The sequence below is a fragment of the Paraburkholderia agricolaris genome (genome assembly GCF_009455635.1).
Taxonomy (GTDB): domain Bacteria; phylum Pseudomonadota; class Gammaproteobacteria; order Burkholderiales; family Burkholderiaceae; genus Paraburkholderia; species Paraburkholderia agricolaris.
The window spans coordinates 3064856-3088238 of the sequence record NZ_QPER01000001.1 but is presented as its reverse complement, the minus strand read 5'-3'; the positions used below and the strand labels follow the sequence as shown (position 1 = coordinate 3088238).

Sequence of the window (23383 nt, the reverse complement as noted above, 5' to 3'; positions counted from 1 at the left end):
GAGTGAAGCACCGCGATCAACGATCACGCCACGTCTTCACATCGTCTCCATTTCCTGCATCTGCCCCAGGCCGAAAAAACGTCCTAACTCCCTCGCCAGCTCATTCAACGCGCTCATTTCCTTCTGCGATATTCGTCGGGGCTCGTGAGTATGCGACCAGTCGCCGTAGAGCAGCGCCACTGTCTGATCGGTTTCGTCGACTACCGGCAATAGCACGAACGCGCGGGCATCGTCGAACGAACGTCGGAACCATTCGGGTAAGCGCGCCACCATCTTCGGGTCGCGTGCATTCTCGATGAAGATGCCCACCGAGTTCGCGATTGCCAGATGAAACACGTCGGGTTCGAACGCGGTATTGAACGACAGCTTCGGCATGGCCGCGTCGATCTTCGGACCGAGCCCGAGGCGCGCCTTGAACGTACCGTTGCTGTGTTTGACGAACACGACAGTGCGCGCAAAACCGAGCGCCGCCAGCACGGTTTCCGCGGCCAGGGCCAGCGCCGGCGCGAGCGGGCTGCTGTCGGGCAGGCCGCGCAGATCGCCCACACCCGCCGCGATGCGCGCTTGCGGATCGAGCGCCTCGCGCGCGATCGCGTCCGCATTGGCGCGCAATTCCACGATCTCGCGCATCACGCCGTCGCCGCCTTCTTCGCGGGCGAGCGCGACGCTCATCTGATGCAGCACGTCCGGATCGGTATTCAGTGCGTAGCTGTATTGCCGCGCCAGTTCGGCGATGCGTTCTTCGCGCTCCCAGTCCGGCATGTTCTGCTGGGTCAGCACGTCGGCGACCGCCGTCGAATAGTTGGTGATGGCGCGCAGCCACTGCACCTGGCGCGGCTGTTCGACATCCAGCGGGTCGAACTCGCCCATGCCCGAACGGATCATGTCGGGCAAGCGCCAGCGCACCGCGGCTTCGGCGCCGATTTCCTCGAACGTGACGCCGAGCACCAGTACGCAGGCATCGGCTTCGAGCGTGCCGTCGTCGATATGGCGGCGGATCTGATCCCACTCCGCGTCGAGATAGAACACCACCAGCAGCTTGCCGATCTGGCGCATCAGCGTGCAGACCACGGCTTCCTCGCCGGCACGCAGATCGCCGCGCTCGGTCAGCTTGCGCGCGACGCAGCCTGACAGCAGCGTGCGGTTCAATTCGAGTTTCGCGTCGATGCGGCGTGGCGCGCTGTGATGAAAGTGATCGACGATTTTCAGACCGACCACCAGATGGCCGACTGCGTCCATGCCGAGCACCATCAGGGCGCGCGACACGGTGGTGATGTTGCCGCCGAACGCCATGTACATGGCCGAGTTGGCGAGCCGCAGCACTTTTTGCGTCAGGGCGAAATCCGATAAGACGACCTGCACGAGGCCGGTGAAGTCGAGGTCGTCGTTGTTCATCGCCGCCATGGTGGTACGCAACGACTGCGACAGCATGGGGAAATCGCCGCGCTCGCTCATTCGCGTCCAGAGCCGGTCGAGCACCGCCGCCTTTACCATGTGAGTCCCGCAAAAGCCATACATGTTCCAAAGAGTGCCACGCCGGCATCAGGCCGGCATCTTGCGCTGCGCACGAGTATTGTCTGCATCGTTATGCGGTGTGCAGGTGCAGCGTGCGCGCTTCGAATCGCTGCGCGAGTTCGTCGGACGGCAGCGCCTTGCAGACGAGCCATCCCTGTATGTGGTCGCAACCCATCTCGGTGAGCAGGGTGCGCTGGGCTTCCGTTTCGACGCCCTCGGCGACCAGTTCGAGATCGAGTGTCTGTGCGAGTCCGACGACCGCGCTAACGATTGCCTGATCGTTCCGGGAGGTTAGCAGATTCTCGACAAAACTCCTGTCGATCTTGAGTTTGGCCAGGGGGAATCGTTGCAGGTAAGCCAGACTCGAATAGCCGGTACCGAAGTCGTCGACCGCAAAGCGGATACCCATCGCCGTCAACTCTTCGAGCAAACCCTTGGCGTGAGCAGGGTCATGCATCAGCAGGCTTTCGGTGATCTCGAACACGAGGCGGCGCGGATCGATGCCCGTCAGCTCGATCGCTTCGCGCACGGCGTCTTTAAAGCGCGGATCGCGGAACTGCTGCGGCGACACGTTGACGGCCACGTATTGCAGCGTGATGCCTTGTGCATCCCACTGGATCAACTGCATGCAGGCGACCTTCAACACCCAGTTGCCGAGGAAGTTGATCAGGCCGATCGATTCCGCGAGCGGAATGAACATCGACGGGGGAACCAGGCCGTGCACGGGGTGCAACCAGCGGATCAGCGCTTCGACGCCGACCACGCCGTGCGTGCGGCTGCTCGTGATCGGCTGGAAATGCAGCGAGAACTCGCCGTTGCGCACGCCGTCGTAAAGGTCGGCTTCCAGCTTCAGGCGCTCGGCGTCGGCGGGATTGTCGTCCGGTACGTAGAAGGCGAGCGTGTTGCCGCCGGCGGCCTTGGCCTGCAGCAGCGCATGGTCGGCCCAGCGCAGCAGGTGTGTGTCGTGCGCGGCGGTATCGTTGGCGTGACGCACGTCGGGATAGAGCGCAATGCCGATGCTCGCCGACAGATGCACCTGCTGGCCGCTAAAGACATATGGCTGCTGGATCGCGGTCAACAGGCGGCGCGCCAGCGCTTCGGCCGCGGCGGCCGCGTCCGTGCGGCTCGCGGCCGGCTTCACGAGGATCGCGAACTCGTCGCTGGCCACCCGCGCCACCGTCTCGTTCGGGCTCGTCATATTCAATAGACGCCGCGCGGTATCGCGCAGCATCTCGTCGCCGGCATCGTAGCCGAGCGCGCGGTTCACGCGCTGATAGTCGTCGAGGTCGAGCAGCAGCAGGGCGGCCGGTGTGCCGTGGGCGTCGGCCTGCTGTTGCGCGTCGAGCAGCGTGGGGATCAGCGCCGACTGATTGGCCAGGTTGGTCAGGCGGTCCAGGTGCAATGCCTGGGTCAGGCGCTCCTCGGTGGCGCGCCAGGCGGACACGTCGAAACCGGCGATCGCGTAGCCGTCGGTGCCGTCGTGGCTGCTGCGCACCACGCGCAGCTCGACCGTGATCGGATAGGTCAGCGACTTGATCAGGCCGAGCGTGGCTTTCTCGACGTTCCCCGTGGCCGTGGCGCGCGTCAGCAGCGCGTCGAGGCGCGGCACGTCGGCGGGCGCCATGAGATCGTGCAGCGTGATGGTCTCGAGGTATTCCCGGTGATAGCCGATGAAGCGCAGGCTGGCGTCGGAAACGTAGAGGAAGCGCAGTTCTTCGTCGATGTGCGCCAGCAGGTCGACGGCGCCGACCACCTGTTCCAGTTGCGCCGTGCGGCTTGCGCGTGGCTCCGGCTTGCCGTAGGCGCGCCGGCCGAGCGCACGAAACCGGTCGATGACCGTTCGCAAGGAGCCCCGGCGGGGCGCGGTGATCCTGTTCGCTTCCATGTTTGTCGCTGGCAACCTGTGTTCGTCTGCAGGCGGGGCGGCTCGCCGCCCACCGTGTCCGGGCGGTCAAGAGGTATCAGGCCGCCCCATCAGAACAAGATAACGACCCGCGGCGGGAAATCTTTAGCGCCCGCTACAAAAAACAAAGGGTAAGGAAGCGGCGAAGCGGGGTGCCGTCGTGGCGGCGGCGATTCGGTTAAAGTGCAGCGGCCTCGCGTCCGTTAATACGGCAAACCCGTTGTGCAGTGCCGGCTGAGACGTCGCTGCGTAGCTTTCCGAACACTTGCACCGATGAGCCATGTCTGAACGTCACTTTGTCAGGGCCACGCCCCGGCACGTCGAGGTGCTTGAGCAGGGTGCCGAAGACGCCGACCCGGCGTCGGGAGCACAGTTTGTCTATCTGGGCCGTCAGCCGATTCTCGATCGCGATGGCGCGCTCAACGCTTATGAATTGCTGTTTCGAGCCAGCGCGCATAACTATGCCGAGGTCAACGACGACGCCCAGGCAACCGCGCAGGTGGTGGCGCGCGCGATCGGCGGGATTGGCGTGGCCGCCGTGCTGGGCCAGCACCGCGGCTTCGTCAACATCGACCGCGCGCTGCTCTTTAACGACATTGTCCATTTGATGCCGCCCGAGCGCTTCGTGCTCGAGATCCTGGAAACCGTCCGGTTCGATGCGCATCTGGGCCGCCGGCTGGCCGAGTTGCGGCGCGCCGGCTTCCAGGTGGCGCTCGACGATGTCTGTGAGCTGTCCGACGAGCTGCTGGCCGTGCTGCCGTACGCCGACATCGTCAAGATCGACTTTCTGCAGACCGGGCGGCCCGCGCTGGCCCGGCTGGCCTCGACGATACGCAGCCATGGCAAGACACTGATCGCGGAGAAGGTCGAGACGCGCGAAGACTTTGCGCTGGCTCGAGAGCTTGGCTTCGATCTGTTCCAGGGGTACTTTTTCGCCCGGCCGCAGGTGCTGAGCGCGCCGCGCAACCGCTCGCCGCGGCCCGGCCTGCTGCGTCTGCTGGCGCTGCTGTCGCGCGATGCCGGGATTATCGAACTCGAAGCGGAGCTCAAGCTGAACCCGAGCGTGGTGGTGCAACTGCTGCGCCTGGTCAATTCGAGCGCGTTCGGGCTGGGGCGCAATATCGCCTCGCTGCGCGAAGCCATCCTTGCGACCGGCACGCGGCAGATCGCCCGCTGGGCGCAACTGCTGTTGTACGCGGACAGCGGCGAGCTGCCGTGGCGCGCCGACCCGCTGGTGCAACTGGCCGGTACGCGTTCGCGCCTGATGGAGTTGGCCGCCGGCTGGCTGCGCCCGTGCGACGACGAGTTTGCCGATGCCGCTTTCATGACCGGCATTTTTTCGCTGGTTCACGTGGTGGTCGGCAGCACGCCCGCAACGGTTCTCGAGAAACTTGGCCTCGCGCCGCAGATTCGCGAAGCGATCGTTACGCGCGGCGGCGCGCTCGGCACCTTGTTGCGGATTGCCGAGACGGCCGGCGAGGGGGGCGATGCCGCCTCGATCGCGGCCGGACCGGATGCGCCGCCAGGTTTCGCGGCGCTCACGCCCGAGGTGCTGGCCGAGCTGAACCTGTCCGCTGCGGCGTGGTTCGGCTCGCATATCGACGAAGCGGCCTGATGCATCCTTTCCCGGGATTCCGACGTATCTTGTCTGTACGTGGTCCAATAGCGTGTGGAGATTGCCCGGGCTCGGCTGAACGCCGGCGCCTGTGGCTGACGAGTTCGACTACGCGTACATGTGCACTAACGTTTCGAGGGGTGGCAGATGAAGAGGAAACTTATACCGGTGGTGCTCGCCACTGTCTTGTCGGTGGGATTCGCACTGCATTCGCTGACGGCTTCGGCCACGCTCAAGCCGGGCGATACCGCGCCGCAATTCACCGCGCAGGCATCGCTGGGCGGCAACACCTACACGTATTCGCTGGCCGACGAGTTGAAGAAAGGGCCGGTGGTGCTGTATTTCTACCCGGCGGCCTTCACGAAAGGCTGCACGATCGAAGCGCACGAGTTTGCCGAGGCTGTCGACGAGTACAAGAAGTATGGCGCGACGGTGATCGGCGTGTCGCACGACAACATCGATACGTTGACGAAGTTTTCGGTGAGCGAATGCCGCAGCAAATTCCCGGTGGCGGCCGACGCTGACGCGAAGGTGATTGGCGCCTATGACGCCGGCATGCCGATGCATAGCTCGATGGCCAATCGCGTGTCGTATGTGATCGCCCCGGACGGCAAGATTATTTACGAGTACACGAGCCTGTCGCCGGAGAAGCATGTCGAGAACACGCTGAAGGCGGTGAAGGACTGGGCGGCGGCGCATAAACAGCCGTAACGGTTGGGCTGGGCTGGGCTGGGCTTGGTTTGGCGCGGCGGCGCGTTTTTCGCAATGGTTTCTTGCCGGGGAGTTGGGGGTGGGCTGTGCTAGGCTGATTTTTTTGCCTGGCGAGTTTGCGATGCCGATTCTTGTAGCGTTCATTGCGCTGATCGCGCTGGTGTATGGGGCTGTGCGTGCGTTTTACGCCTTGCAGGCGGCTTGGGGGTTTGGCCGTTGCTGTTGCGGTTGCGGCTTTGGTTGTTTTGCTTCTGATTGCTGCGGTTGTTTATTGGTGGCGGCGTCGGAAGGAAGTCGCTCCGAATATTCGCGACGGCGATTGGACTCACGAGATTAAAGGGGCCTGGGGGGCGGTCCGGCTTGCTGCCGGGAAGCGGCTATGCGAGGTTCGCCTTGGCGGCGAGCAGGGGGCTTATATTTTTGCCGATCTGCTGGGGGCTGAGGTGCAGCGGCATGATGCTCAATGGCAGGTCGCTTTGACAGTTAAAGATGCCAGGCATCAGGTTTGGGTTTTGCCCATGCTGGGCGAGCGGCAGGCTAAACAGTGGCGGCGGGTTTTTTTGCTTGCTGTTGAGCAGAGGCTTTGAAGGGGGTTTTTGCCTGCCCGGCAGGAAGGGGCCTTCGCGGCGCTTTTTGTTGTCTGGTTCTTTTTGGCGTTGCCATGCTGTGCGCTCGTGGTCCGTTCTGGTGTTGGTCTTTTGGCCTTTCCTTGTTTTGTTAGTGGTCTATTAGCGTTCCCCCTGTGCGGGGGGCACCTACTTTTCTTTGCCTGCCGCAAAGAAAAGTAGGCAAAAGAAAGCGGCTCACCCCGCCAGCTCATAAGCGGGTCCCCCGCGCAGCCACGGTAGTGGTGCATCTGGAATCCGTGCTCTCGCACACTCCCCGTTAGTGACAAAGCGCTCATCAGCTCCCACTCCGCACTGCGTGCGTCGCGGATGGGTCTGCCAGGGAAACCAGCGGGTTTGCTTCGCGCAGCGGGGGCCTTCGGCTTCGCCTCGGCGAGGCGCCGAATGCGCAAATATCGTGGGTTTTGAAAGCGCTGCCACATCAAGTTCGGCTGAACCACGAAACGCGACCAACGGTTTTATGAACGGGGCATCGGCGCGCGCAGCGCCGCCGGAGGTATCACTGCCTTGTCACTGAGGCGGAATGTGCGAGGAGACAGATTCCAGATGCACCACTGCCCCCTCCAAGCCAGGGGACCCGCTTATGAGCTAGCGGTTTGAGCCGCTTTCTTTTGCCTACTTTTCTTTGCGGCAGGCAAAGAAAAGTAGGTGCCCCCCCGCACAGGGGGAACGCTAATAGACCACTAACAAATCAAGGAAAGGCCAAAAGGCCAAAAGACCAACAACAGAGACAAACCACGAGAACACAGCAAGGCAACGCCAAAAAGAACCAGACAACAAAAAAAGCGCCGCGAAGGCCCCTTCCCGCCGGGCAGGCAAAACCCAACCCAAACCAAACCTTTAACCCGCCGCCATCCCAGCGCGGCGCCCCTTCCTTGTCTCCCACCGTACCCGAATCCGATCCATATAGAGATACACCACCGGCGTGGTATAGAGCGTCAGCATCTGACTAACAATCAACCCGCCCACAATCGCAATCCCCAACGGCGCTCGCAGTTCAGCCCCTTCCCCGTGCCCAAAAGCCAACGGCAACGCCCCAAGCAACGCAGCACAAGTGGTCATCATGATCGGCCGGAACCGCAGCATACAAGCCTGATAAATCGCATCCCGCGACGACAACCCCTGCCGGGAGGCCTCAATCGCAAAGTCCACCATCATGATGGCGTTCTTCTTCACAATGCCAATCAGCAAGATCACCCCGATCAACGCGATGATGCTGAACTCCGTCCTGAACAGCAACAAAGCCAGCAACGCCCCCACACCCGCAGAAGGCAGCGTCGACAAGATCGTCAACGGATGGATATAACTCTCGTACAACATCCCCAGCACGATATACACCGCCGCCAAGGCGGCCAGAATCAGAATCGGCTGGTCGGACATCGACTGCTGGAACGCCTGAGCCGTACCCTGGAAACTGCCGTGAATCGTCCCCGGCATGCCGATCTGCGCCATCGTGTCGTAAATCGCCTGCGTCGCCGTCGATAACGACACGCCCGGCGGCAGATTGAACGAAATCGTCGAGGCCACGAACTGGCTCTGGTGATTCACCGACAACGGTGTATTCCCCGGCCCAAAGCTCGCAATCGCCGACAACGGCACCATCGTCTCCTTTGCCGTCGACACCGCCGCGCCCGACGAAGCGCTGGATTTGCCGCTCGCGGCAATCGAATTGATCGCCTGGTTGCGCGCGGAGTCGGCAGCGATGCTCGCCGCGCTCGACGCAGTCGTGCCCGCGGTGCCGCCAGTGGTTGCGCTCGTGGCACTCGAGGTGGTCTGCGCAGTCACCGTGCCGGCCGGCGCATTGGTGGTCTGCGCGCCGCTCGCGCTGCCGCCCGAGGTGCTGATGTAAATCTGCTTCAGCATGTCCGGGCTCTGCCAGTACTTCGGCGCCACTTCCATCACCACGTGATACTGGTTCAGCGGGTTGTAGATCGTCGACACCTGGCGCTGGCCAAACGCGTCATACAAGGTGTTGTCGATCTGCGCCGGCTTGATGCCGAGGCGCGAGGCCGTTGCACGGTCGATCGTCACCATTGCCTCAAGGCCGCCTTGCTGCTGATCGGAATTCACGTCCGCAAGTTCGGGGCGCGCCTGCAACGCCTCGGTGAGCTTCGGCCCCCACTTGTACAGATCAGGGGTGGAATCGGCCAGCAGCGTGAACTGATACTGCGCGTTCGACTGCCGCCCGCCCACGCGAATGTCCTGCACCGCCTGCAGAAAGGTCCGCGCACCGGCGACGTCGCCAAGCGGTGCGCGCAGTTGCTGGATCACCTCGTCGGCGGATAGCTTGCGCTCGCTCTTCGGCTTGAGCGACACGAACATGAAGCCGGAGTTGGTCTGCCGGCCGCCGGTGAAACCGGCCACGCTGTCCACCGCGGGATTCTTGCCGACGATCTCCATCATCTCCGAGAACTTGCCCTTCATCGCCTGGAACGACGTGCTCTGGTCAGCCTGGATGCCGCCGATCAGGCGCCCCGTGTCCTGCTGCGGAAAGAAGCCCTTCGGCACAATGATGTACAGCCAGATGTTCAGGCCGATAGTCGCGATCAGAATCGTCACGATCAGGCGCGGATGCAGCAGCGCCCAGCCAAGCGTGCGCTCGTAACCACGATGCATCGCGCTGAAACCGCGTTCGAGCCAGCGCCCGAAGCGGCCTTCCTCTTCCTTCTCGTGCGGCTCGCGCAGCAAGCGCGAACACATCATCGGCGTCAAGGTGAGCGAGACGATCAGCGACACGCCGATCGCCAGCGACAGCGTCAGCGCGAACTCGCGGAACAGCCGTCCGACAATCCCGCCCATCAGCAGAATCGGCAGGAACACGGCCACCAGCGAGATACTGATCGACAGCACCGTGAAGCCGACTTCGCGCGCGCCGAGGAAGGCGGCCTTCATACGCGGTACGCCGTTTTCTATATGCCGCGAGATGTTTTCCAGCACCACGATGGCGTCGTCGACCACGAAACCGGTCGCGATCGTCAACGCCATCAGCGAGAGGTTGTCGATCGAAAAGCCCAGCAAATACATCGCGCCGAACGTGCCGATGATCGAGATCGGCACGGCCACGCTCGGAATCAGCGTGGCGCGCCAGTTGCGCAGGAACAGGAACACCACCATCACCACCAGCGCCACCGCGATCATCAGCGTGCGTTCAGTGTCTTTCAGCGACGCGCGGATCGTCGTGGAGCGGTCGGCGGCGGGTGCGATGTCGACGTCGGCGGGCAGCGACGCGTGCAACTGCGGCAGCATGCCCATCACGCGGTCGATGGTGTCGATAATGTTCGCGCCCGGCTGACGGTACAGAATCACCAGCACCGAACGCTTGCCGTTGAAGAGGCCGAGGTTGCGCAGATCTTCGACCGAATCGACCACCTCGGCCACATCGGACAGCTTCACCGCCGCGCCGTTACGGTACGCGATGACCAGATCCTTGTACTGCGAGGCCTTGCTCGCCTGGTCGTTGGTGTAAATCTGCACGCGGTTCGGGCCGAACTCGATCGAGCCTTTCGGACTGTTCGCATTGGCCGCGGCGAGCGCCGCGCGCACGTCTTCGAGGCCGATACCGTAGTGGGACAGGGCGTGCGGCTCCAGTTCGACACGCACCGCCGGATTGGCCGAGCCGCTCACATCCACTTCGCCGACACCATCCACCTGCGACAGCGATTGCTGCAACACGGTGGCCGCCGAGTCGTACAACTGGCCGGCGGTCAATGTCTTCGACGTGAGCGCGAGAATCAGGATCGGCGCGTCGGCCGGATTCACCTTGTGATACGTCGGATTGCTGCGCAGGCTCGCCGGCAGATCGGCGCGCGCGGCGTTGATAGCCGCTTGCACGTCGCGCGCGGCACCGTCGATGTCGCGGTTCAGCCCGAACTGCAACGTGATGCGCGTGGAGCCGACCGAGCTCTGCGAGGTCATTTCGGTGACGTCGGCGATCGAGCCGAGATGCCGTTCAAGCGGACTGGCGACGCTGGTCGCCACGGTGTCCGGGCTCGCGCCCGGCAAGGTGGCCTGCACCGAAATGGTCGGGAAGTCGACCTGCGGCAGCGGCGCCACCGGCAGCTTGGTGAACGCAAAAATCCCGGCCATCGCAATGCCGATCGCCAGCAGCGTGGTGGCGACCGGGCGGGAGATAAACGGACGCGACAGGTTCATCGCTTAGGTCCCTGCATCGGTAGCGGGCGGCACCGGGTTGCCGCGATTGAAGCGCTCGCGCACGCGGCGCGCAAGCGCGTCGAAGCCGAGATAGATCACCGGCGTGGTAAACAGCGTGAGCAACTGGCTGACGATCAGACCGCCGGCAATCGCGATACCGAGCGGGCGGCGCAACTCCGAGCCCGCGCCGGTGCCGAGCATCAGCGGCAGGGCGCCGAGCAGGGCGGCGAGCGTGGTCATCAGGATCGGCCGGAAGCGCAGCAGACACGCCTGATAGATGGCTTCGCGCGGCGACTTGCCTTCTTCGCGCTCGGCGTAGAGCGCGAAGTCGATCATCATGATGGCGTTCTTCTTCACGATACCGATCAGCAGCACGATACCGATGATGCCGATGATGTCCAGATCGTGCCCGGTGATCAGCAGCGCGAGCAGCGCGCCGACGCCCGCGGAGGGCAGTGTGGACAGAATCGTGATCGGGTGAATGAAGCTTTCGTACAGCACGCCGAGCACGATATACATCGTGACGATCGCCGCGAGGATCAGGAACAGTTCATTCGACAACGACGCCTGGAATGCCAGCGCCGCGCCCTGGAAACGCGTCTGGAACGACGCCGGCAAGCCGACATCCTTCTCGGCCTGAGCGATCGCCTTGACCGCCGCGCCGAGCGACGAGCCGGGCGCGAGATTGAACGACACGGTCGTGGCCGGGAACTGGCTCAGGTGCGTGACCAGCAGCGGTGCGGGCTTCTCGATGAACTTCGCAATCGACGACAACGGCACCTGGCCGCCCGTCGACGTGGAAGAGGGCAGGTAGATCGAATTCAGCGATTCCGTGTAGTGCTGCATCGACGGCTGCGCTTCGAGAATCACGCGGTACTGGTTCGACTGCGTGAAGATGGTCGAGATGATGCGCTGGCCGAACGCGTCGTACAACGCGCTATCCACGGTAGCGGGCGTGATGCCGTAACGCGACGCGGTGGCGCGGTCGATTTCGATGTAGACCGACTGGCCGTTGTCCTGCAGGTCGGTGGCCACGTCGGCCAGTTCGGGCGACTGCTTTAACCGGTCGATCAGCTTCGGCACCCACGTGGTGAATTCGCCGATGTTCGGGTCGGTCAGCATGAACTGGTACTGCGTTGGGCTGACCGTGGAGTCGATCGTCAGATCCTGCACCGGCTGCATGTACAGCGAGGCGCCCGGAATATGTGCGACGTCGTGCTGCAACTGGCGGATCACGTCGCTCGCGGTGTTGCTGCGGTCGTCGCGCGGCTTCAGGTTGATCAGCATGCGGCCGCTGTTCAACGTGATGTTGCTGCCGTCCACACCGATAAACGAGGTGAGGCTTTCGACGTCCGGGTTCTTCAGGATCTGCGTGGCGAGTTCCTGCTGACGCTCGGCCATCGACGCATACGACACCGATTGCGGCGCCTGCGTGATCGCCTGGATCACGCCGGTGTCCTGCACCGGGAAGAAGCCCTTCGGAATGAACACGTACAGCACGCCGGTCAGCACCAGCGTGAGCAACGCGACAAACAGGGTGGAGCGTTGCCGGTTCAGCACCCAGGTCAGCGCGACCGCGTAACGGGCAATCACCCAGTCGATAAACTGGTGGGCTTTCGCTTCGAAGCGGTGGCTTTCAGGTGGCGGCGTGTGGCGCAGGAGTTTCGCGCACATCATCGGCACGAGCGTGAGCGAGACCACGGCCGAAATCACGATCGTCACGGCGAGCGTGATCGCGAATTCGTGGAACAGACGCCCGACCACGTCGCCCATGAAAAGCAGCGGAATCAGCACGGCGATCAGCGAAACCGTGAGCGAAATGATCGTGAAGCCGATCTGTTTCGAACCCTTCAGCGCGGCCTCCAGCGGCGACTCGCCTTCTTCGACATAGCGCGCGATGTTCTCGATCATCACGATGGCGTCGTCGACCACGAAGCCGGTTGCGATGGTCAGCGCCATCAGCGACAGGTTGTCCAGCGAGAAGCCGCACAGATACATGACCGCGAGCGTGCCGATCAGCGACAGCGGCACCGACAGGCTCGGGATGATGGTGGCGTAGATGTTGGCAAGGAACAGATACATCACCAGCACCACCAGCACGACCGACATCAGCAATTCGAACTGCACGTCGCGCACGGAAGCGCGGATCGTGGTGGTGCGGTCGGTGACGATCTCCACCTCGAGCGCGGTGGGCAGCGACTGTTGCAGTTGCGGCAGCAGCGCCTTGATGCTGTCGACCACCTGGATCACGTTCGCACCCGGCTGGCGCTGCACGTTCAGGATGATCGCCGGGGTGTTGTTGACCCATGCGCCGAGCTTGGTGTTCTCCGCGCCCTGCACGATGTTGGCGACGTCCGTCAGCATGACCGGACGGCCGCCCTTGTACGCGACCACGGCGCTCTTGTAAGCGTCGGCGTCGGTCAGCTGATCGTTCGCGTTGATCGTGTAGTTGCGCGTCGGGCCGTCGAAGTTGCCCTTCGGCGTGTTGACATTCAGGTTCGAAATCGTGGTGCGCAAGTCGTCCAGATTCAGACCGTACGCGGCGAGCGCGCGCGGGTTCGCCTGAATCCGCACGGCCGGGCGTTGACCGCCCGACAGGCTCACCAGACCCACACCCGCCACCTGCGAGATTTTCTGCGCGAGACGCGTGTCGGCCAGGTCCTGCACCTGCGTGAGCGGCATCGTCTTCGAGGTGATCGCGAGCGTGATGATCGGCGCGTCGGCCGGATTGACCTTCGCGTAGATCGGCGGCGCGGGCAGGTCGGACGGCAGCAGGTTGCCCGCGGCGTTGATCGCCGCCTGGACTTCCTGCTCGGCGATGTCGAGCGGCAGATCGAGGCTGAACTGCAGCGTGATGATCGACGAGCCGGCCGAGCTTTGCGAGGACATCTGATTCAACGACGGCATCTGCCCGAACTGGCGTTCGAGCGGCGCGGTGACCGACGAGGTCATCACGTCCGGGCTCGCGCCCGGATAGAAGGTCTGCACCTGGATCGTCGGATAGTCGACCTCGGGCAGCGCGGAGAGCGGCAAAAAGCGCAGCGCGACGAGACCGACCAGCATGATTGCCGCCATCAGCAGCGCGGTGCCGACGGGGCGCAGAATAAAGGCGCGGGATGGATTCATGCAGTAGTCGTCGTGCCTTTATTCCGAGGCTTGCGCCGCGTGTTTGCGATGATGCCCGCGTGCGCCGGAGGCACCCGATGCCGCCGCGGCTCCGTTGGCGCCGCTGGCTTCGCGGGCACCCGAAGCGCCGCGCGGCCGGTCGGCCGGGATGGTGATCTTCGCGCCTTCCTTCAACCTGTCCGAGCCGTCGATCACGACGCGCTCGCCGACTTGCAGGCCGGATTTGATGCTGGTGCGTTCGCCGTCCACCGGTCCTACCTTGACCGGTCGCACGGTCACCGTGTTGTCCGGCTTCACGACGTACACGAACTGGCCCATCGAGCCGTTCAGCACGGCCGGTGTTGGCACGATCACCGCGTCCCTGATCGTATCCACCAGCAGGCGCGTGTTCACGAACTGATTCGGGAACAGCAGGTTCTTGTCGTTCGCGAAGTTCGCGCGCAGCTTGACCGTGCCGGTGGTGGTGTCGATCTGGTTATCCAGGGTTTCCAGCTGGCCGCCTTCAAGCGACGTGGTGTTGCTGCGGTCGTACGCGGTGACCGAGAGCTTCGCGCCGTTCTGAGTCTGCTGGAGAATCTGCTGCAGGTTGTCTTCGGAAGTCGTGAAGATCACGCTGATCGGCTGCAACTGCGTAATGACGACGATGCCGTTGGTCAGGCCCGGCGTCACGTAATTGCCCGGGTCGACCTGGCGCAAGCCGACGCGCCCGGACACCGGCGCGGTGATGCGCGCATAGACGAGGTCGAGCTTATAGGTATCGATGTTCGCCTGGTCGGACTTCACCGTGCCCTCGTACTGCCGCACCAGCGAGGCTTGCGTATCGACCTGCTGGCTCGCGATCGAGTCTTGCGCGAGCAGCGTCTGATAGCGCTTCAGATCGAGGCGGGCGGTTTGCAGCAGCGCCTGGTCGCGCGCAAGGGTGCCTTGCGCGTTTTCCAGCGAGATCTGATAGGGGCGCGGGTCGATCTGGGCGAGCACGTCGCCTTTCCTGACCATCTGGCCTTCCTTGAAATACACGTCCTGCAGCACGCCGCTCAACTGCGGCAGCACCGTGACGTTGGCGAGCGGCGTGACCGTGCCGAGCGCGGTCAGTACGACCGGCATCTCACCCTGTGTGGCGGTTGCCACGTGAACCGGCTGCGCCAGGTTGGCGAAACCGGCGCCGCCGCGTCCCGCCCGGCCGCCGCTTGCCCCGGCCGCCGCGTTCGTGCCGCCAGGCGCGCCCCACGGATGCCAGCGCCACAACACCACCCCGAGGATAACCAGTGCCGCCACGATCAGCGCGATATTGCGGCCGCGATGACTTCTGGCTGAAGCCGGCACCGGGCCCGGACCGCCGGCAGGCTTGCCGGTGGAGGACGGTTGGGAACCGGCTTGGGAGGCCGGAGCGGCAGGGCGTGTGGTTTCCGAAAACTTTTGTTGTTCGTCCATCGGTTCGGTCTGGTGACTGGCTTTGATGTGAGCCGCTCATGCGGTTGCGCCGCTTCGACAGTTCGGCGGGCCGGCACGCAGGCGGCATGACAGGCGGTTTCGACAGCGGACGCGCCGCAAATGTTCAGCGCGATGCTACCCGAGGCGCGGGACAAAGATGTTAACGCAAAGGGCCATCATGGCAGGTCGGCGGGACGTTATCGAAAGGGTGATAGCGGTAAGCCGGGCGTGCGCGCCCGCGACGGGAATGCGTGATCCTACGTTGCGGGCGCTGTAACAGTCCACCCGTCTATTTTTCGATTGATTACGAAAGTTACAGTACGCGGCGGGCGGTTGCAAATATCGTGGCCGTCGCCGCGCGAGCGTCGGCGTATCTCAATTATCCAGGCGGCGGCCAGGCGTGCCGCCGATCTCGAGAACGATCTTGCCGATGCACTCGATCAACGCCGGCGCCGCGCGCGAGATCAGCCAGTCGCGCGGGCACTGATCCGCCGAGCCGCCGCAATTGACCGCATAGCGCTCACCCGAGGGGCCGATGAATCCCAGGGCGATGGCGTTCAGGCCGTCGTACCATTCGCCGGTGGCGATCGCGAAGCCTTGTTCCGCGGTTTCCCGTAGCGCGCTGTTCAGACGGCCGCTGAGATGGCCCCAGTCGTCGCCCTCGGCGGCCTGCATGCCAATCAATAATTTTTCCCGTTCCGGTTCGGCGAGCGCCGACAAATAGGCGCGTCCAACCGCGGTGCGCGCGAGGCTCATGCGCGAGCCGATTTCGAGACGCGATACCAGCACCGCTGAACGCGGCCGGATCGCGTCGATCACCACCATGTCGAGGCGGTCGCGTACGGCCAGATGCACCGACAACGCGGTGCGTTCGGCGAGTTCGATGAGGAAGGGGCGCGCTCTTGCCCGGATGTCGAAGTTGCGCAGAAAACCATTGCTCAACTCCAGTACCGACGAGGTCAGGACAAATCGCTCGCTATCGGGCAGGCGGAACAGAAAGCCTGCGCCGACGAGCGTGGCGGTAATTCGCGAGACGGTGGGTTTCGGAATGCCGGTTACTTCAGCCAGCTCGCGATTGCTGAGCGGCGCGTCGGCCGCGGCGACCGATCGCAGCACGGTCAGGCCGCGTGCCAGTGCCGTGACTTCGTCGCCCGAGCCGTCTTTGTCTTTGGCTGGGGCCGGGGCAGTTCGGGAAGGCATGGGTCGGTTCATATCATTTTTGTGGAACTATATTTCAATTTTCTGTTTGCTTACCTGTCGGCAAGCCTGGCGAAAGGACCTGGTCGGAGCCCCAAAATGGGGCATGTACACCCATTTTTCATCAGAAGATTCATTGTATCGGAATATTTTTCCGAGGCGAATGAAAGCTCTTTAGATTTTGCTTGACTTAGTCAGCATAACCATAAAAAATGGAATCTCATTTCGAAAGACGGTTTCAGGTTCTGTATTTTGAAGTTTTGAACCAGCCGTGGCTCGCGGAGTGTCTGGTCGAGTGCCTTAATAGCCCCCCGTAACAGTCCACGCATTGTCTGTCTCGAGCTTCGAGACCAGCGTCTTCAGTCGCGCGCCCGTCCAACTTTCGAATACCGTCTCTCAGGTTCTAGCACGGCCCTCGGAATGGCTAGAACTTTTCAAGGCGTCACGGAAACGTGACGCCTTTTTTTTGCGCCAGGAATGGCTTCGCGCCCCCATCAGTAGCCGCGGAACTTCGGACCATGGGCCTCCCGGCTGACGATTGGCCAACTGGCATGCCGATTGCGCTTATTGCGCTTATTGCTCGCCGAGTCACTCTGGAACTGATGATGAACAATCCCGATTTTCCAGGCTCGTCTACGGACAAGCTCGACACAGTCCCGGATACCTCGAGCCCCGCATACGCGGACCGGCATCTGCTCACCCGACCTTTCGACAAATTTGCGAGCCTGGTAACACGGTGGGCCGGTTCGCCTGTCGCCTTTGGTCTGGCCGTGCTGACCGTTGTCGCATGGGTTGCGACCGGACCGATATTTCATTACTCCGACGGCTGGCAACTCGTTATTAACACCGGCACGACCATCGTCACTTTTCTCATGGTTTTTCTGATTCAGCAGAGCCAGAACAAGGATAGTGTCGCTCTTCACCTGAAATTGAATGAGTTGTTGTCATCTCATCGCGCAGCAAGCAATCGCCTCATCGGAATAGAGGATGCGTCTGAAGAGGAGTTGCGACGGCTAGCTGCCGCGTATCTCCGGTTATCGACGAACTCTTCAGAGGTTGACACGCACGCCGTGAAGGACGGACCGTGAGTGCAGCGCACGCGAAGTTTGCGAGGCCGCTCAGGATTCTGAGGTCTTCGGAGTCAAACGGATGCGGATGCGCCCTGTCGCGAGACATCACCCCGCAGGGTCGCAACGCATTCACCTGACACGGCGGCCCGGCGAAAGACCGGGCCGCCGTTGCTATCGTGTTTCAGCAGGCCGATGCCCACGGTGCCGGCCTCGCAGAGATGAGGCGCCATGTCGCCGCTTGCGCGTCTACAAGGGAATCCCCTGGGACTGCGCATACCTCCTGGTTCCTTTGCCTTCCCTGTCGCGTTGCGCTTTCCCGTAGACGCTTCCCGCTTGCCGACGCTGATTATTCGTCTTTCGCGAATGGCGCGTTCGCCCGTTCCCCGATACCCGAGTTGTGCACCTTGCACCTATCTTTGGGGCGTCGCCGGGTGACTTCGAAAGAATGTCGCGAATCAAAGCGACGCCCCCATCCTTCGCGACCGAGGTCGCACAAAAAGATTGGAGTTGGACCATGCGCTAACGCTTCGGCGCGCACAGGTGAGCCAACGTCAACGGAGACGGAAATGAATGCAGACAAGTGGGATACCTCCTACGAATGGAAAGCGGTCACGCTACTAGCGCTCGGCTTCGGCCTGGTTGGACTGGACCGCTGGCTTATCGCGCCACTTTTTCCATCCATCATGAAGGACCTCAATCTGAATGCCCAGGACGTCGGTAACTGCATTGGCGTGCTCGGTCTTTCGTGGGGCGTCTTCGCGGCATTGATGGGCGGCATCTCGGACAAGATAGGGCGCCGGAAGGTACTCATCCCGGCAATCCTCGCGTTCTCGCTCCTCTCCGGCTTCTCGGGGCTCGCAGGCGGGTTGTTCAGCCTGATAGCGATTCGCGGCTTGATGGGTGTCGCCGAAGGTTCCTTCTGCCCCACGAGTTTCGCGGCCACCGCCGATGCATCGCACCCGCGCAGACGCGGTTTGAATCTCGGCCTCCAGCAAAGCGGGTTTGCTCTTTTCGGATTGGCGCTTGCGCCCATCATCGCGACGCAGTTGCTGGGCTTTGTCACATGGCGGTGGGTGTTTGCTCTCGTAGCCATCCCGGGGTTGATACTCGGTTTGATAATGTTCTATGTGATTCGCGAACCGAGGGTAACGCCGAAGGTCGCCGCCGAGGAAACTCCGGCTTCGCTCCGTCACGTCCTGAAGAGCAGGAACATTCTCGTGGCGATGGGCGCACTCTGCTGTGCGATGACCGGCGTCTTTGTCCTCGGTGCGCTGCTGCCTTTGTATCTCACCGGGTATCTTCTGCTCGACACGCAACGGATGGGACTGGTCGTCTCCGCCATTGGTTTCGGCGGGTTTCTCGGTCAGTTTGGCTTGCCAGGCCTGTCTGACATTGTTGGACGCCGCCTCGCCAGCATCGCGGGTTTTGCGGGGACCGCCGCGATGCTCTACATCTTCCGCGGTCTTGGTCCCCAGCCGCTGCCGCTGTTTGCCGTCCTGTTCGCGGCTTCCTTCTTCACGCTGGGTCTGGTGTCGTTACTCTCCGGGCCGGTCGCGACTGAAGCCGCTCCGGTGGGACTCGTGTCGACGTCGATCGGTGTCGTGGTCGGCGTTGGTGAAATTTTCGGCGGCGGCATCGCGCCCGCGCTGGGCGGCTACGTCGCAGCTCACTTCGGGATCCAGAACATTCTCTGGCTGCCGATGTGCGCCGTAGTGCTGGGCATCGTTGTTAGCGTGCTGCTCAAGGAGACCGCGCCGGCCGTCCTGCAGCGCCGTCAGCCCGTGCGTGCGGAGCTGGAAAGGACCTGAGAGGTGTGTCTCGACAAGCGTGCCCGAGAGGTACGATTAGTGATGAAGTCACAACGTTCTACGTGATGCACAGCGGGTCCTCCGGCCATATACACTGACGCATTTGCTGACGATGGAAGGGTGCGTATGGACCGGTTTCTGAGCATCGAAGCGTTCGTGCGGGTCGCGGAAGCGAGCAGCTTCGCTGAGGCAGCGAGGCAGCTTGGCGTGACCAGTTCAGTGGTGACGAACCGTATTCAGCAACTGGAGAAATTCGTCAATGCGCCTCTCTTTCACCGAAGCACGCGCCACGTGCGTTTGTCGGAGGTGGGGGAGGCGTTCTATCGCGAGTGCGCCGAGGTGGTGGGTCGGGTGAATGAGCTGACCGACCAGATGCGCGAGCTTCGTGCAACGCCTACCGGCCGCCTTCGCATTCAGATGCTGCCGGGATTCGCGCTTGGCCATTTTGGTATCCCGATGGCTGAGTTCAACCGGCGTTATCCTGGCATCCAGCTTGACGTGATAGTCAACGACCGCGTTGTTGACCCGATTGAAGAAGGGTTTGACATCGCCTTTCAGATATTCCCCGCGATTTCGGAATCGCTCATCGAGCGGCGGCTCTTCACCGTGCGCCGCCTGTTCTGCGCCGCCCCGGCATACATCGCCGAACATGGTGCGCCGCAGCACCCACGGGACTTGTTGCAGCACACAACGGCTCTTTACTCGGGATACCCCTCACGCAACCGCTGGACGCTAACCCGCGGAGAAGAGGTCGTCGAGATGGAACTGCCGGGCATGATCCGGTCAAACTCGGTTCATCTACTTCGCGATTACGCGCTGACTGGCGGCGGGGTCGTGTGCTTGCCGACGCTGGTCGCCAGCGCTTCGCTGCTCGACGGCTCGCTGGTGCCGATCTTGACGGAGTACCAGCTGTCGCATCTGAGCTTCGCAGCGGTCTATCCAGCCACGCAGCGACAGGCTCTGAAGGTCAAGGCGCTAGTGGAGTTTCTCGTGGAGTATCTCGGCCCCGAGCCTGCCTGGGACCTGCCTTTGATTGAGCGCGGCTGGGTCTGCTAACGGAGGAACGAAGGCGATTATTCGCGAAGCGCAAATGCCGTAATCGTCGTCCAGCAGGTTGTTGCCGTCACCCCCTGCTCCTAAAGTTGAAGCTAACGCAAGCTTCCAACAGCAGGAGACAGCAATGACCGATACGGCGTTCCACACCATCTTTGGCTCGCTCGATAGCTACCACAAGGGCGAAATTGAAATCACGAGCGGAAGCGCTCGCCACTATGCCTTCTCGAACATCTTCGAGGTGGCTTCGCAGTCGACCCCGTACGAAAAGGTCGTGGTCGGTAAAAACCTTGAATACGTCATCGAAGTGCTGCGTACCGAGGGCCGTTCGGCATGGTTCGCCTGCGCGCACGATGAGTTCGCCATTCTGATGGATGGTGAGGTTCAAATCGACTTCATCAAGCTCGACACGCCACCCGCTGCAGGGCAAGGGACTATTCACGCCGGAGAGGCGCCTGCGGGCCGCGCGATGGGACACGTGGTGCTGCGTAAAGGACATCAGGCCATGTTGCCGGCTGGCTGCGCCTATCGGTTCAGCGCGCGCCAGGCTGGCGTCGCGATCGTGCAGACCATGCTGGGCGAACTATCAGTGCAGAAGTGGGCAGACGTCTGCCTGCACTGACATCCCCGCATCGAACAATCTCAGGAGACAAGCTATGGCCACCCTCGAAACCAACGACCACTCCCTCGGTTTTGCCGCGGACACGGTGCGCTCGACCGAACCCGATACGGTCACCGGTTACCGGCGCTTCACGCTCGGCGCGTTCGAATTTCAACGCGATGAGTATTTTGTGAAAATCAACTGGCCGGCGAAAGGCCAGACGCGCACGCACGCCGTTCCCGCCGATGCATTTCTGCGCGCGATGATGCGTGATGTCGCGTGGGGATTTTTCTATGGCTGGGTGAATTTCGACCACGTATTCGGCACGCGCAATCACTACGGCAAGGTCGATGTCTATGCCGGCACTTTCAACGGAATCATGAAAGACGCCGGGGTCGACTACACCGAGACCTTCGAAACGCCGACCATCATGGCCACCTTCAAAGCCATGCTGCACGACTGGACCAACGAGGGTTTCGACCCGTTCGCGGCGCCCGAGGAAACCGGAACGGCGTTCGGCCGCAAACATGGCGACAACGGCGCGGCAATCGAACGGACTCGTATCGCCACGCGCAGAATGCCGGGCCTTGAAGGCGATTCGCCTTTGCGCGATGACTTGCCGGTCAATCGGGCCTTCCTCGATGTCGTACAGGACGAGCCCGAAGTTCACGCCGAACCAGGCTTCGAGGGCGAACTGCACGCCTTCAATCTCTTCAAGTATCTGTCGCGCTCCGACGTGACCTGGAATCCGTCCGTCACCTCCGTTTGCGGCCGCAGCCTGTTCTGTCCAACCACCGAGGAATTCATTCTCCCGGTGTTCCATGGGAACGACCGGGTCGAATGGTTCCTGCAACTGTCCGACGAAATCGTCTGGGACGTGGGCGACAAGAACACCGGTGCGCCGCGCGCACGCATCACGATGCGTGCCGGTGACATCTGCGCGATGCCGGCCGACATTCGCCATCAGGGCTATTCGACAAAACGCTCGATGCTGCTCGTCTGGGAGAACGCGACACCGGATCTTCCGCAGCGATACGAGAGCGGCGAGTTCGCGCCGTACCCGATTGAATTCTGAGTAGTGAGCCAGCAACAACCCGAGGACGACTCATGCAAACCCAACTCTTCATCGACGGCCGCTTTGTTGATGCCGTCGACGGCGGCACTATCGACGTACTCAATCCTCACGATGGCTCGCTCATCACGAAGATTGCAGCGGCAAACGCGGCAGACGTCGACCTCGCCGTCGAGGCCGCTACCCGTGCATTCCCGAAATGGTCGGCCATGGCGGCAGCGGAACGCGGGCGGCTGTTGCTGCGTCTCGCCGATGCTATCGAGTCGAATGCGGAGGAGCTTGCCCAACTGGAATCGCTGGACACAGGTCACCCGATTCGCGACTCGAGGGGGCTTGATGTGCCGCGCACGGCGGCCTGCTTTCGCTATTTCGGCGGCATGGCCGACAAGCTGCAAGGTTCGGTTATTCCCGTCGAGACCGGTTTTCTGAACTATGTACAGCGCGCGCCAATCGGCGTCGTTGGGCAGATTGTGCCGTGGAATTTTCCGCTCATGTTCACGAGCTGGAAAATGGGGCCCGCCCTCGCAGCAGGGAACACCGTGGTGCTAAAACCGTCGGAAATTACGCCGCTCTCGACTTTGCGCATCGTCGAGCTCATGGCGGAGGTTGGGTTTCCGGCGGGCGTGGTGAACATCGTTCCCGGGTATGGCCACACGGCTGGCCAGCGGCTTGCCGAGCACCCGGGTGTCGGCAAGATTGCGTTTACGGGTTCCACGGCGACGGGGCGGCGCATTGTCGAAGCCTCGCAGAGCAACCTGAAACGTGTCCAGCTGGAGTTGGGTGGCAAGGGAGCCAACATCGTCTTCGACGATGCCGACCTGGATGCCGCAATCAACGGCGCTGCGTGGGCAATTTTTCATAACCAGGGGCAGGCGTGCATTGCCGGTTCGCGGTTGATTCTGCACGAACGCATTGCGGACGCGTTTCTTGAACGCTTCGTCGCGCTGGCTGCGTCCATCCGGATTGGCAACCCGCTCGACCCGGATACGGAAATGGGGCCGCTGACTTCGCTGCAGCACCTCGAGCGCGTGCTTGCCTTTGTTGACATTGCACGCGAGCAGGGCGGGCGCGTACTGACGGGTGCGAGCGCACCGCAGGACGCCGCGCTCGCGAACGGTTACTACGTACGGCCAACGGTCATCGAGGCGAAGACGGCCATCGACCGCATCGCGCAGGAGGAGGTATTCGGTCCGTTCGTTACCGTACTGCGATTCAGTAGCGACGAAGAGGCTCTGTCGATCGCGAACGGCACCGAGTATGGACTCGGGAGTGGTCTATGGACCCGCGATCTGTCGCGTGCGCACAAGACTGCCTCGCAAATCCGGGCAGGTATGTGCTGGATAAACTGCTACAAGCGAGTCAACCCAGGCAGCCCGTTCGGTGGCGTTGGGCAATCCGGCTACGGTCGGGAAATGGGTTTCGAGGCGATGCACGACTACACCGAAGCACGGTCGGTGTGGGTCAACGTCGACGGCAACGTGCCGCCGCATTTCAAGCGCTGAG

General features: G+C 62.4%; 14 protein-coding genes and 1 pseudogene. 9 read left to right on the top strand and 6 right to left on the bottom strand.

The genetic code is table 11. From position 1 onward, the window contains the following. Nucleotides 1-36 precede the first annotated feature (36 nt). Both GH665_RS13615 and GH665_RS13610 read right to left on the bottom strand, forming a co-directional pair. Nucleotides 37-1494: an HDOD domain-containing protein gene (locus tag GH665_RS13615; protein ID WP_153136305.1), complete on the bottom strand. Its 1458-nt coding sequence runs from the start codon at nucleotides 1492-1494 to the stop codon at nucleotides 37-39. A 91-nt stretch (nucleotides 1495-1585) separates the two neighbouring features. After that, complete coding sequence (locus GH665_RS13610) at nucleotides 1586-3400, bottom strand: putative bifunctional diguanylate cyclase/phosphodiesterase (protein WP_153136304.1); 1815 nt, start codon at nucleotides 3398-3400, stop codon at nucleotides 1586-1588. A gap of 298 nt (nucleotides 3401-3698) precedes the next feature. On the opposite strand from GH665_RS13610, the gene GH665_RS13605 reads away from it, so the two are divergent. The 3 genes and pseudogenes from GH665_RS13605 to GH665_RS13595 all read left to right on the top strand — a co-directional run bounded on the left by GH665_RS13605 (nucleotide 3699) and on the right by GH665_RS13595 (nucleotide 6331). After that, on the top strand, nucleotides 3699-5033 hold the full coding sequence (locus tag GH665_RS13605) for an EAL and HDOD domain-containing protein (protein ID WP_153136303.1): 1335 nt from the start codon (nucleotides 3699-3701) through the stop codon (nucleotides 5031-5033). Nucleotides 5034-5180: 147 nt separating this feature from the next. Then, nucleotides 5181-5744 (top strand): peroxiredoxin, encoded by a 564-nt coding sequence (locus GH665_RS13600; RefSeq protein WP_153136302.1) that lies wholly within the window; start codon nucleotides 5181-5183, stop codon nucleotides 5742-5744. Between the two features lie 121 nt (nucleotides 5745-5865). Beyond that, nucleotides 5866-6331 (top strand): annotated as a pseudogene (locus GH665_RS13595) (hypothetical protein). Nucleotides 6332-7210: 879 nt separating this feature from the next. On the opposite strand, the gene GH665_RS13590 reads toward GH665_RS13595, so the two are convergent. The 4 genes from GH665_RS13590 to GH665_RS13575 all read right to left on the bottom strand — a co-directional run bounded on the left by GH665_RS13590 (nucleotide 7211) and on the right by GH665_RS13575 (nucleotide 16279). Beyond that, nucleotides 7211-10522, bottom strand: coding sequence for an efflux RND transporter permease subunit (locus GH665_RS13590; protein ID WP_153136301.1), 3312 nt, complete (start codon nucleotides 10520-10522; stop codon nucleotides 7211-7213). Nucleotides 10523-10525: 3 nt separating this feature from the next. After that, nucleotides 10526-13648: an MdtB/MuxB family multidrug efflux RND transporter permease subunit gene (locus GH665_RS13585; protein WP_153136300.1), complete on the bottom strand. Its 3123-nt coding sequence runs from the start codon at nucleotides 13646-13648 to the stop codon at nucleotides 10526-10528. 18 nt (nucleotides 13649-13666) lie between these two features. Next, on the bottom strand, nucleotides 13667-15079 hold the full coding sequence (locus GH665_RS13580) for an MdtA/MuxA family multidrug efflux RND transporter periplasmic adaptor subunit (protein WP_153136299.1): 1413 nt from the start codon (nucleotides 15077-15079) through the stop codon (nucleotides 13667-13669). A 375-nt stretch (nucleotides 15080-15454) separates the two neighbouring features. After that, the gene (locus GH665_RS13575; protein ID WP_408272282.1) at nucleotides 15455-16279 is read right to left on the bottom strand and encodes an IclR family transcriptional regulator; all 825 of its coding nucleotides are present in this window, start codon (nucleotides 16277-16279) and stop codon (nucleotides 15455-15457) included. Between the two features lie 602 nt (nucleotides 16280-16881). On the opposite strand from GH665_RS13575, the gene GH665_RS13570 reads away from it, so the two are divergent. The 6 genes from GH665_RS13570 to GH665_RS13545 all read left to right on the top strand — a co-directional run bounded on the left by GH665_RS13570 (nucleotide 16882) and on the right by GH665_RS13545 (nucleotide 23382). Continuing rightward, nucleotides 16882-17364 carry a low affinity iron permease family protein gene (locus tag GH665_RS13570; protein WP_153138445.1) on the top strand — a complete coding sequence of 161 codons (483 nt, stop codon included), beginning with the start codon at nucleotides 16882-16884 and terminating at the stop codon, nucleotides 17362-17364. A gap of 548 nt (nucleotides 17365-17912) precedes the next feature. Further along, nucleotides 17913-19154, top strand: a complete 1242-nt coding sequence (locus GH665_RS13565; RefSeq protein ID WP_030102609.1) for an MFS transporter — start codon at nucleotides 17913-17915, stop codon at nucleotides 19152-19154. Nucleotides 19155-19280: 126 nt separating this feature from the next. Further along, complete coding sequence (locus tag GH665_RS13560; RefSeq protein ID WP_153136297.1) at nucleotides 19281-20210, top strand: LysR family transcriptional regulator; 930 nt, start codon at nucleotides 19281-19283, stop codon at nucleotides 20208-20210. A 124-nt stretch (nucleotides 20211-20334) separates the two neighbouring features. After that, complete coding sequence (locus GH665_RS13555; RefSeq protein WP_153136296.1) at nucleotides 20335-20829, top strand: cupin domain-containing protein; 495 nt, start codon at nucleotides 20335-20337, stop codon at nucleotides 20827-20829. Between the two features lie 34 nt (nucleotides 20830-20863). Beyond that, nucleotides 20864-21883 carry a hydroxyquinol 1,2-dioxygenase gene (locus GH665_RS13550; protein WP_153136295.1) on the top strand — a complete coding sequence of 340 codons (1020 nt, stop codon included), beginning with the start codon at nucleotides 20864-20866 and terminating at the stop codon, nucleotides 21881-21883. 32 nt (nucleotides 21884-21915) lie between these two features. Beyond that, nucleotides 21916-23382 carry an aldehyde dehydrogenase family protein gene (locus GH665_RS13545; protein ID WP_153136294.1) on the top strand — a complete coding sequence of 489 codons (1467 nt, stop codon included), beginning with the start codon at nucleotides 21916-21918 and terminating at the stop codon, nucleotides 23380-23382. Nucleotide 23383: the final 1 nt, after the last annotated feature.

Excerpts from the sequence above, each read along its gene's own strand:
- GH665_RS13550 (WP_153136295.1), top strand. The coding sequence starts at position 20,864 with ATGGCCACCCTCGAAACCAACGACCACTCCCTCGGTTTTGCCGCGGAC.
- GH665_RS13605 (WP_153136303.1), top strand. The coding sequence starts at position 3,699 with ATGTCTGAACGTCACTTTGTCAGGGCCACGCCCCGGCACGTCGAGGTG.
- GH665_RS13580 (WP_153136299.1), bottom strand. The coding sequence starts at position 15,079 with ATGGACGAACAACAAAAGTTTTCGGAAACCACACGCCCTGCCGCTCCG.
- GH665_RS13560 (WP_153136297.1), top strand. The coding sequence starts at position 19,281 with ATGGACCGGTTTCTGAGCATCGAAGCGTTCGTGCGGGTCGCGGAAGCG.
- GH665_RS13615 (WP_153136305.1), bottom strand. The coding sequence starts at position 1,494 with ATGGTAAAGGCGGCGGTGCTCGACCGGCTCTGGACGCGAATGAGCGAG.
- GH665_RS13575 (WP_408272282.1), bottom strand. The coding sequence starts at position 16,279 with ATGCCTTCCCGAACTGCCCCGGCCCCAGCCAAAGACAAAGACGGCTCG.
- GH665_RS13610 (WP_153136304.1), bottom strand. The coding sequence starts at position 3,400 with ATGGAAGCGAACAGGATCACCGCGCCCCGCCGGGGCTCCTTGCGAACG.
- GH665_RS13600 (WP_153136302.1), top strand. The coding sequence starts at position 5,181 with ATGAAGAGGAAACTTATACCGGTGGTGCTCGCCACTGTCTTGTCGGTG.
- GH665_RS13545 (WP_153136294.1), top strand. The coding sequence starts at position 21,916 with ATGCAAACCCAACTCTTCATCGACGGCCGCTTTGTTGATGCCGTCGAC.
- GH665_RS13555 (WP_153136296.1), top strand. The coding sequence starts at position 20,335 with ATGACCGATACGGCGTTCCACACCATCTTTGGCTCGCTCGATAGCTAC.
- GH665_RS13565 (WP_030102609.1), top strand. The coding sequence starts at position 17,913 with ATGAATGCAGACAAGTGGGATACCTCCTACGAATGGAAAGCGGTCACG.
- GH665_RS13590 (WP_153136301.1), bottom strand. The coding sequence starts at position 10,522 with ATGAACCTGTCGCGTCCGTTTATCTCCCGCCCGGTCGCCACCACGCTG.
- GH665_RS13570 (WP_153138445.1), top strand. The coding sequence starts at position 16,882 with ATGAACAATCCCGATTTTCCAGGCTCGTCTACGGACAAGCTCGACACA.
- GH665_RS13585 (WP_153136300.1), bottom strand. The coding sequence starts at position 13,648 with ATGAATCCATCCCGCGCCTTTATTCTGCGCCCCGTCGGCACCGCGCTG.